Source organism: Pseudomonas sp. PA-4-8C, assembly GCF_021606625.1.
Lineage (GTDB): Bacteria > Pseudomonadota > Gammaproteobacteria > Pseudomonadales > Pseudomonadaceae > Aquipseudomonas > Aquipseudomonas lactis.
The window spans coordinates 1-9417 of record NZ_WKCD01000224.1 but is presented as its reverse complement, the minus strand read 5'-3'; the positions used below and the strand labels follow the sequence as shown (position 1 = coordinate 9417).

Below are 9417 nucleotides of genomic sequence, written 5' to 3'. Positions count from 1 at the left end.
CCTCAACACGCTGCAAATGGCTTTCCGTTCGCGCATCAAGCTGTTCTATCGCCCGGTCGGCTTGCCTGGAAATCCCAATGAGGCGGTTGAGCAGGTGCAGTGGCAATTGGTTACGGCACGCGATGGCCAAGGCCTGGCGCTGAAGGCGTACAACCCGTCGGCGTTCCACGTCTCGCTGATCGAGTTGGACCTGGTGGCGGGTAACCAACGCTATCGCAGTGAGGACGGCATGGTCGGCCCTGGGGAAACCCGGCAGTTCGCGCTGCCCACGCTCAAGGCCAGGCCGTCGAGCCAGGCACAAGTGGAGTTCAGCGCCATCAACGATTACGGCGCGTTGGTCCCGACCCGCAACACGCTGCAGCCCTGATCCATTCCTGACGTTTTTACCCGCGAGTCATCTATGTCGACCTTTTCTTGCTCCAGGCTTTTTCTGCGGGCGCGGCCTCGCTTCGCCTTGAATCCGCTCACTGCCCTGATCCTCAAGGCATTGGCCATTGCTCCAGGCGTGTGGAGCATGCAAGGCGCGTTGGCGCAAGAAGTGCAGTTCAATGACGCCTTCCTGCCCGAAGACTCGCGCAATCTTGACCTGAGTGCCTACCAGGCCGGCAACCCGGTGATGCCCGGTCAATACCGAGCCGACATCATCCTCAACGGGCAACTGAACAACCGGCAGGATATTCGCATTGACGCCCAGGCCGACGGCAGCAAGCCGGTGGTGTGTATGAACCGTGGCTTGCTTGAGCGCCAGGGTGTGCAAATGGCCAGCCTTACGCCCGAGGCCAGCACGATGCTCGACAGTCAGGCGTGCCCGGCAGTGTGGCAGGTAATCCCTGGCGCTACCGCGAACTTCTCCCCAGAGAACCAGGCGCTGGACCTGAGCATTCCCCAGGTGGCGCTCAAGCGTAATGCGCGGGGTTACGTCAGCCCGCAGTTGTGGGACCGTGGCGTGACGGCCGCCATGCTCAGCTACAACTTCAACGCCAATCGTAACCGCACCCGCAGTGGCAACTCCGATTCGGCGTTCATGGGCCTCAACGCGGGCCTGAACCTGGGGGACTGGCGCCTGCGCCACAACGCGTCCATGAGCTGGCAGTCACGTTTGGGCAGCCGGTATCAGGCTCTGGACACATACGCTCAGCGTGATATCACCGCGTTGAAAAGCCAACTGACGGTGGGTGAGTCCAACACCACCGGCGAGATCTTCGACACCTTGTCCTACCGTGGCGTGCAATTGTCCACTGACGACCGCATGCTGCCTGATTCGATGCGCGGGTATGCGCCGGTCATCCGGGGTATTGCCCGCACCAATGCGCGGGTAACCATTCGCCAGGCCGGCAATATCTTGCTGGAAACCACCGTGGCGCCCGGCGCGTTTGTGATCGATGACCTGTACTCCACCGGCTATGGTGGCGACCTCAGCGTGAGCGTGGCCGAAGCCGACGGCACTGAGCAGAACTTTATCGTGCCCTACGCCTCGGTCAGCCAGTTGCTACGCCCCGGCACCTCGCGGTTCAGCCTCACCGCGGGTGAAACCCGCAACAACTTCGTCGACGATCAGGCGCGCCTGCTGCAAGGGACTGTGCAGTACGGCTTGAACAATACCTTCACCGGTTTTGCCGGTCTGCAATCGAGCGATGACTACACGGCGGTGCTCACCGGCCTGGCGTTCGGCACACCCATCGGTGCGATGGCCGTGGACATCACGCACGCCCAGACCGACCTGGCCGGCGGCGCTGCCAAGGGCCAGAGCATGCGGGTGTCGTACAGCAAGAATGTGCTCAGTACCGGCAGTAACTTCTCGCTGGCGGCCTATCGGTTTTCCACTCAGGACTACCTGGATTTCAGCAACGCCATCCAACTGCTGGATGCCGAGAAAAATGGCTGGGATTCGAGCATGTTCGGTCGCCCGCGCAGTCGTTTTTCGGTGACCGCCGACCAGAACCTTGGGGCTTGGGGGCAAGTCTCTATCAGCGGTTACGCGCAAAACTACTGGAATCAGCCGGGCAGTGATGTGCAGTACCAGTTCAGCTACAGCAAGCAGTTCAACCGCGTCAGCTTCAGTGTGAATGCCAACCGCAGCCGCATGGGGCTGGGCGACATGGAGAACAGCTTTTTGCTGACCATGAGCATGCCCCTGGATTTCGGCGCGTCGGGTAACACTCCGCAAATAACCGCGCAGGTGGGCCGCGATACCCAAGGCAATTACAGTGAGCAGGCCGGTATCAGCGGCACCGCCGGCCAAGACCGTCAATATGGCTATAGCGCCAATTTCGGCCATGACGGCGCCAACCACAGCAAGAGCGCCGCGCTTAACGGTCAGTACACGGGTGGGCGAGCCATGCTCAGTGCGGCACTGGGGCGTGGCGATGGCTATACCAGTGCCTCGATGGGCGCCAGCGGCACCGTGGTGGCCCACGCCGAGGGTGTGACCATGACGCCGTACCGCGGCGAAACCATGGCGGTGGTCAGTGCGCCGGGTGCCGCGGGCGCCAAGGTTTCGGGATACCCCGGCCTCACGCTCGACAGTCGCGGCAATGCCGTGGTGCCGTACCTACGGCCTTATGAGCTGAACGAGGTGGCCATCGACCCGATTGGCAGTTCGCTGGATGTCGAACTCAACGAGACCAGCCAACAAGTCGCCCCACGCGCCGGTGCCGTGGTGCATCTTAAATACACCACTAATCAGGGCCGTGCGGTGCTGCTCAATGTGCGCCTGGACGATGGCAGCAGCTTGCCATTTGGCGCAGGCGTGACCGACGGCGAAGGCGCCTCGGTGGGGATGGTCGGGCAGGGCGGTCTGCTCTATGCCCGGATCAAGCCAGAAACCCGCCAGTTGTTGATCAACTGGGGCAGCAAGACCCATCAACAGTGTGCCCTGATGATTCCTCCCGGCCCCGGCGAGGGCCAGCAATTGCAGCAGGTGGACGCTATTTGCGCCGCCGGCAAACAGGTCGCGGGCAGCACGCCGCCCAACAACATGCAAAAGGTACCGTTATGAACATGGGCGCTTTGATCAAACCCAGCCTAGCGCTGGCGGCACTTTGGGCGATGGCCGATACGGCCATGGCAGTGACCTGTACATATAACAACGGTATCCAGGCCGCAGTGGGCAACATGCCATTGCAGGTCTCGGCGATTACCGTCGGACGTGATGTGCCGGTGGGCGCCGAAGTCTATCGACAGCGCTTCAGCATGGCCTTGGGCCAGGCACCCGAGCTGGACTGCCGGTTTGCTCCGTTTCAACAGTGGACCGAGTTGACGGTCGAGGCGACTTCTGGCTTAGCCAATTGGTCCAGCGGCCCCTATGCCAACAAGGTCTACAGAACCCGAATTCCAGGGCTGGGGGTGGTTATCAATAGTCTCGGCGGCGTGCTGCCCAGGCAAACCAACAAATCCTGGACTGCCTGCACATCGGGCTCTCGCTGCCTGATTCCGTTTGATGGACCTTCGAACTTCGAATTGATACTGATCAAACTAGGGGAAGTAACGCCAGGTGTATTGGCGGGCAGCTCATTGCCGGTCGTGAGCCTGTTTGGCAACTTCGGCGATGCCAGGATGCAGGGTTTCAGGATGGGCATCTCCGGCAGTATCCAGATTGTCTCGCGCACCTGCAGTACGCCGGATGTTTCAGTGCCGATGGGGACGCACTTGACCAATAAGTTCACCGGGCTTAACAGCGCCACAGGGTGGACAGATTTTTCCATCAACTTGAATGATTGCCCGGCGTTCCATGGCACCTATTCCACCACCGGACCTGGCTGGCTTTCGCAAAGTGGTAATTCACCCACCGGCGTTGGCTCCGGCGGAACCCTAGCGGGTAACACCCTGCAATTTCGCATCGACTCCTCGCGCCCGGCGATCAATGCCAGTACGGGCGTGCTGAGCATTGATCCCACAGGCACAGGTAATTCGCCTGCCGCAAGCGGAGTCGGCATCCAAGTAGCGACACTAGACAGTACCCCGGTACCCCTGGGGATGAATCGGGCCAGCGGTATTAACCCACTGTCCTTCGAGTCCAGCTACAACATCCGCTTGCGTGCCCGTTATCTGCAAACCGCCAACCGAGTCACGCCAGGCCCGGCCAATGCGTCGGCGACGTTTACGATTATTTATCAGTGATGAATATGTCACTTATGTTCTGTGCGTTTGGTTTGAAGGGGCAGCCAGGCTGCCCCTCCCACCGTTACTCAAGAACCCGACTTCCGACCGCCGCCATGGCTGTGCTGCCCACCTTTACGGCCGGCTTCCGAGGCTTTTTCACGGTCGTTGGCGAAGTTGCCGCCCGACGCCTGGCCGCCTTTTTTACCGGCTTCGGAGGCTTTTTCGCGATCATTGGCAAAGTTGCCCGGGTTTTTATTACCTGTAGTCATGATAGTTCTCCAATCGCTAAGTTAGCGTTTCGTTAGTTGGCCGTTTCGCAACGGACACTTATTCCGATATTGGCTGTTTGGGAAATGTTTTACCGATTTTTCTAACCGGCGACGAACGGTGATTTCGCTGAAAAAGTTATACAGGAACTTGGTTGATGCGCCGCTTCGTATAACTTTTATTGCCGGTCAGCGCTTCGGTATTAATAAGATCGAAACTGCCGGCTTAGTTTAGGGTCCTGCCATTCGTCTTTTTCGTCGCACTCCAAAAAAGGCGTCGTTCCAACGAGGTTCCTAACCTGTGAACGGGAGCATTTCAGCCATGAAGCACAACCCATCCAACCCACAGTACCGGCCGCTTGAGCAACCAGACGCACCCAATGAAGACGGTTGCGTGATTGGCACTGCCGGGCGCGACGAAGACCCCAACGCGACCACCGATTGGGACCATCCCGACAGCGCCGCGACACCCGCTGACGCCAGCATCAAACCCGCCAGCGGTACGCCCGGCATCGACGTCGTGCCCGAGTCGGAAAACCACGGTGCCGATTGAGAGAGCTGCGCTACAAGCGCCGTTTCGCTTGGCCTGCAGCGTATTACCGCTGGTCGTGAGGCGCCGGTTTATTTTGAAATTTTCCATGCGCAGGCCACTTCCCATGCAAGGTAGGCGCGCATTCCAGCAGGGCGCCTTTTTCCGTAAGCCTGAGGAGATTTGTTCATGTTTCTACATAACAAGCGACTTCAATACACCGTCCGTGTCGCCGAGCCCAACCCGGGCCTGGCCAACCTTTTGCTCGAGCAGTTTGGCGGCGCTCAAGGTGAGTTGGCCGCCGCGTCCCGTTACTTCACCCAAGCCTTGGCGGAAGACGACCCGGGGCGCAAAGATTTGCTGATGGACATCGCCACCGAAGAACTCAGCCATCTGGAGATCGTCGGCTCCATCATCGTGATGCTCAACAAGGGCGCCAAGGGGCGGATGGCCGAAGGCGTGGAAGAGGAGGGCGAGTTGTATCGTGCCCTCAATGGCGCCGGTAATGACTCGCATATCACCAGCCTGCTGTACGGGGCGGGCTCGCCGTTGACCAACTCTGCCGGTGTGCCGTGGACTGCCGCCTACATTGACACCATCGGTGAACCCACCGCAGACATGCGCTCGAACATCGCCGCTGAAGCCCGGGCCAAAATCGTCTATGAGCGGCTGATGAACGTCACCGATGACCCGGGAGTAAAAGATGCGCTGGGGTTTTTGATGACGCGGGAAATTGCTCACCAGCTTTCATTCGAAAAAGCGCTGCATGCCATTCAACCGAATTTCCCCCAAGGCAAGTTGCCGGGCAAGCCGGAGTTCACCCAGGTGTACTTCAACATGTCCCAAGGTGCGGAAAACCTGCGCGGGCCCTGGAACCAGGGTGATGGTTGGGAGTTCGTGGAAAACCCACAACCGGCGGTCGATGGCGGTGACGGCACCGCCAGCGTGCAGTTGGACGCCGACGAGGAAGCGGTGCTGAGCGCGATGAAGATCCGCACGCTCTCGGACCCCACCAGCGACCCCACCACCGGCGCTGACCTGGGCAGGGGGCTGCAGCCAAAACCTGAGCCATGACCCAGGCTGTACGGTCGCGCGGCGCCCAATCACGGGCGCCGCGCCCTTTGATGGCACTGCGCAGCATTTTCACGGTCCATGGAACACATACCACGTATCTGGAGGTGAACCTTGGCGACAAAGAAGAAGCCTGTGGTCGAGGGTATGGAATTGGCGATGCTGTCTGCCAGCCGCAAAGACCTGTTCTTTGCGGCCATGCAAGCCAGCCACAGCGCAATGATCGTGACCGACCCCGCCGGGCCTGATAACCCGATCATCTTTGCCAACCAGGCGTTCCTGACCCTGACAGGCTTTGAACTGGACGAAGTGATTGGCCGCAATTGCCGGTTCCTGCAGGGGCCCCAAACCGACAAAAACGCGCTGCACCAGGTGCAACGCGCAGTTGAGCGGCACCATGAGGCCTGTGTCGAGGTGCTCAATTACCGCAAGGACGGCTCGACCTTCTGGAACGAGCTGTTCATTTCGCCGTTGTTCAACGAACGTGGGCAACTGGTGTATTTTTTCGCCTCGCAGCTGGACGTGAGCCGGCGCCACGACGCTGAGCAGCGCGTGCGTCGCGCACAAGACTTGGAAGCGCTGGGGCAACTGACCGGTGGCATCGCTCATGACTTCAATAACCTGCTGCAAGTGATGATGGGTTATCTCGACTTGATCCAGCAGAGCGCCAAGCGCCCCGGCAGCGATCCGCAGCGCATCGTCAGCAGCGCCAGCCGTGCCAGGGCGGCGGCGGAAAAAGCGCAAACCCTGACTCAGCAGTTGCTGGCGTTTTCGCGCAAGCAACGGCTCGACAGCCGGGTGATCAACTTGAACAGCTTGCTCGGCCGCCCGGACTTCATGGCCCGTGCGCTGCGGGGCGTCGCGTTGCAGGTGGAGCTTGCCGACGAGCTGTGGAATTGCCGCATCGACCCGGTCCAGGCGGAGCTGGCGGTGCAGCATCTGTTGTCGAACGCCCAAGACGCTTTGCACGGGCGTGCTGATCCGTCGGTCACCGTCAAGACCTGCAACGTCCAAGTGCCCGGCGATATCGATGCCGAGCGTGAGGGGTTGGCCGAGGGCTGTTACGTGAGCATTTCGGTCTCGGATAACGGCAACGGCATCGACGCAGGTATTCAGGACAAAGTCATGCAGCCGTTCTTCACCACCAAGGAAGAAGGCCAGGGCTCGGGCCTGGGGTTGTCGATGGTGTACGGCTTCGTCAAGCAATCGGGCGGCACAGCGCGGATTCATTCAGACCCGGGCATCGGTACGACGATACGCTTGTACTTTCCGGCCGATGACAGCCAGCTGTGGGTCGAGCAGGCACCTGAGGCGACCTCACCCCAAGGTAACGAGCGAATCCTGATTGTAGAGGACCGGCCCGAGGTGGCCGAGTTGGCGCAGGTCATTCTGTCTGACTACGGTTACCACACAGACATCGCCCTCAATGCCGCCGAGGCATTGGGCATGCTCAGGCAGGCGACGTATGACCTGGTGTTCAGTGACTTGATCATGCCCGGCGCAATGAATGGCGCGGCACTGGCGCGGGAGGTGTCGCGCTTGTACCCGCACATCAGGATCTTGCTGACCACCGGCTATGCGAAAGACGCGTTGGCCCGCGCGGACATAGAGGTGCATGAGTTCGAGTTGATTCCCAAGCCGTATCAGCCTGCTGACTTGCCCCGCAAAATCCGTGCGGTGCTTGATGCCAGACAGCCGACGACGATATGACCTTCTGTAGGAGCGAGCTTGCTCGCGAAAAACTCACAGGCGCCGCGTTTATGCAGGCAACCCGCGTTATCGTTGACGTTTTTCGCGAGCAAGCTCGCTCCTACAGGGGGAGGGCGCTGCCCGCAGAGCTACCTCAGTACTGCCAACGCCAGGTTAAGCGCCAGCACCAGCACTATCGAAAACCCGAATATCCTGCGCGCCCAGGCGGTCGGGTCAGTCAGTCGTGTGCTGTTGGCCGCCAGGGTGAGCCAATACCCCCCAAGCCCGAGCATCACCACAAAATACAACGCCGCCATCTGCGCCACCGCGCCCAGCATCAGAGCGCTTGCGAGGAAGGCCAGCATGTACGCCAGTATCTGCCGGTGGGCTTGGGCCAGGCTCAGCAGCGGCAGGCCTGCGGCGCGGAAATCCTCGCGGCGCATCACGGTGATCGCGTGTGAATGCGGCATCTGCCAACAACAGAACACCACGATCAGCAGCAACGCCGTGAGGTCAAACCGCCCGGTGACCGCGCAATAGCCGATCACCGGCGGCATCGCCCCAGAGACGCTGCCGATCAAGGTGGCCCAGTGGGAACGCCGCTTGAGCCAGTAGGTGTAGACCCCCGCATAGATCACCAGCCCGACCATGGCCAGCATGCACGCCAACGCATTGCTGCCGGCCCACAGCAAGCCAAAACCGCAGGCGCCCAGGACGATCGCATAGGCTGCGGCAGTGGACACTCTGATGGTGCGCAGTGCCAATGGCCGATGACAGGTGCGCACCATGCGCCGGTCGATGTCGCGGTCAATGCAGTTGTTGATGACACAACCGCACCCGATCACCAGAGCCGTGCCGAGCAGGGTCGCGAGCCCGTGCGTCACCGAGGCCACATGCCCGCTGGCGGCGAGCAGGTAACCGCCCAGCACCGAGGCCAGGTTGCCGACAATAATGCCCGGCTTGGTGAGCTCGATAGCGGTATTGAACAACCCCCGCCAGTGTTTCAGTGCGCCAGCATGTTGTGATGAATACTGTCCATGATCCATAGCGAAAGCCCCACCAACAGAAGAATGATGACCGCCGAGAAAATCAGCGCAATCAGGTTCCAGCGTTGTTCTTCGGCCGTGTCCAGGTGCAGGAAGAACTTGAGGTGGACCACGATTTGTATCGCGCCCAACGCCACCACCAGCCAGGCGGTGAAGGTGCGCGGCAGTGACGGGAACATCACCAGGCCGAACGGGATCAGGGTGAGCAGGACCGACACCAGGAACCCGACCTGGTAGGAGCGGCTGCTGCCATGGCTCGTACCGGCACTGCTGTGAAGCGAGCTTTGCTTGTACATGTCACACCACCCCCAACAGATAGACCACGGTAAAGACGCAGATCCATACCACGTCCAAAAAGTGCCAGAACAGGCTCAGGCAACTGAGCCGGGTGGCGTTGGTGCTGGTCAGGCCGCGTTGCTTGACCTGGACCATCAGCACCGCCATCCAGATCAGCCCAGTCAACACGTGCGCGCCGTGGGTGCCGACGAGGGTGAAGAAGGCCGTCAGGAAGGCACTGCGGTCCGGCCCGTAGCCTTCTGCGATCAAGTGGTGGAATTCGTTGATCTCCATGGCGATAAAGCCCGCGCCCAGCACGAACGTGAGCCCCAGCCAGCGCAACACATCGCGTTGTTTGCCGTGGTTCATGGCGAGCATGGCGTAGCCGTAGGTGATACTGCTCAATAGCAGCAGCATGGTTTCGGCCAGCACATAGGGC

10 protein-coding genes are annotated in these 9417 nt (G+C 60.5%); 6 read left to right on the top strand and 4 right to left on the bottom strand.

The window, feature by feature from the left end:
- The 3 genes from GIW04_RS23560 to GIW04_RS23550 form a co-directional block, all read left to right on the top strand.
- Nucleotides 1-367, top strand: a 367-nt coding sequence (locus GIW04_RS23560) for a fimbrial biogenesis chaperone (RefSeq protein ID WP_442962806.1), incomplete at its 5' end; no start/stop codon positions are given.
- Nucleotides 368-454: 87 nt separating this feature from the next.
- A complete protein-coding gene (locus GIW04_RS23555; protein WP_310674202.1) occupies nucleotides 455-2998 on the top strand; it encodes a fimbria/pilus outer membrane usher protein in 2544 nt (847 codons plus the stop codon).
- 2 nt (nucleotides 2999-3000) lie between these two features.
- Nucleotides 3001-4119 carry a fimbrial protein gene (locus GIW04_RS23550; protein ID WP_229999502.1) on the top strand — a complete coding sequence of 373 codons (1119 nt, stop codon included), beginning with the start codon at nucleotides 3001-3003 and terminating at the stop codon, nucleotides 4117-4119.
- Between the two features lie 68 nt (nucleotides 4120-4187).
- On the opposite strand, the gene GIW04_RS23545 is transcribed toward GIW04_RS23550, so the two are convergent.
- Nucleotides 4188-4370 (bottom strand): general stress protein, encoded by a 183-nt coding sequence (locus tag GIW04_RS23545; RefSeq protein WP_003190457.1) that lies wholly within the window; start codon nucleotides 4368-4370, stop codon nucleotides 4188-4190.
- A gap of 319 nt (nucleotides 4371-4689) precedes the next feature.
- Here GIW04_RS23545 and GIW04_RS23540 point away from each other — a divergent pair, with 319 nt between their 5' ends.
- The 3 genes from GIW04_RS23540 to GIW04_RS23530 all read left to right on the top strand — a co-directional run bounded on the left by GIW04_RS23540 (nucleotide 4690) and on the right by GIW04_RS23530 (nucleotide 7677).
- Nucleotides 4690-4920, top strand: coding sequence for a hypothetical protein (locus tag GIW04_RS23540; RefSeq protein WP_003190458.1), 231 nt, complete (start codon nucleotides 4690-4692; stop codon nucleotides 4918-4920).
- Nucleotides 4921-5085: 165 nt separating this feature from the next.
- Nucleotides 5086-5970 (top strand): manganese catalase family protein, encoded by an 885-nt coding sequence (locus tag GIW04_RS23535; protein WP_034135316.1) that lies wholly within the window; start codon nucleotides 5086-5088, stop codon nucleotides 5968-5970.
- Nucleotides 5971-6081: 111 nt separating this feature from the next.
- Complete coding sequence (locus GIW04_RS23530) at nucleotides 6082-7677, top strand: histidine kinase famiy protein (protein ID WP_183043782.1); 1596 nt, start codon at nucleotides 6082-6084, stop codon at nucleotides 7675-7677.
- Nucleotides 7678-7805: 128 nt separating this feature from the next.
- Here the strand turns inward: GIW04_RS23530 and cyoE are convergent, their stop codons facing one another.
- The 3 genes from cyoE to GIW04_RS23515 all read right to left on the bottom strand — a co-directional run.
- Nucleotides 7806-8645: a heme o synthase gene (gene cyoE, locus GIW04_RS23525; RefSeq protein ID WP_232964791.1), complete on the bottom strand. Its 840-nt coding sequence runs from the start codon at nucleotides 8643-8645 to the stop codon at nucleotides 7806-7808.
- A 14-nt stretch (nucleotides 8646-8659) separates the two neighbouring features.
- Entirely contained in the window at nucleotides 8660-8998 is a 339-nt protein-coding gene (gene cyoD, locus GIW04_RS23520) for a cytochrome o ubiquinol oxidase subunit IV (RefSeq protein ID WP_120248344.1), read from the bottom strand.
- A gap of 1 nt (nucleotide 8999) precedes the next feature.
- Nucleotides 9000-9417: cytochrome c oxidase subunit 3 (locus tag GIW04_RS23515; RefSeq protein ID WP_236479240.1), on the bottom strand; the 418-nt coding region annotated here is incomplete at its 5' end.

Bases quoted from the DNA above. Each gene is read 5' to 3' on its own strand.
- GIW04_RS23550 (WP_229999502.1), top strand. From the start codon at position 3,001: ATGGGCGCTTTGATCAAACCCAGCCTAGCGCTGGCGGCACTTTGGGCG.
- GIW04_RS23535 (WP_034135316.1), top strand. From the start codon at position 5,086: ATGTTTCTACATAACAAGCGACTTCAATACACCGTCCGTGTCGCCGAG.
- GIW04_RS23545 (WP_003190457.1), bottom strand. From the start codon at position 4,370: ATGACTACAGGTAATAAAAACCCGGGCAACTTTGCCAATGATCGCGAA.
- cyoD (WP_120248344.1), bottom strand. From the start codon at position 8,998: ATGTACAAGCAAAGCTCGCTTCACAGCAGTGCCGGTACGAGCCATGGC.
- GIW04_RS23540 (WP_003190458.1), top strand. From the start codon at position 4,690: ATGAAGCACAACCCATCCAACCCACAGTACCGGCCGCTTGAGCAACCA.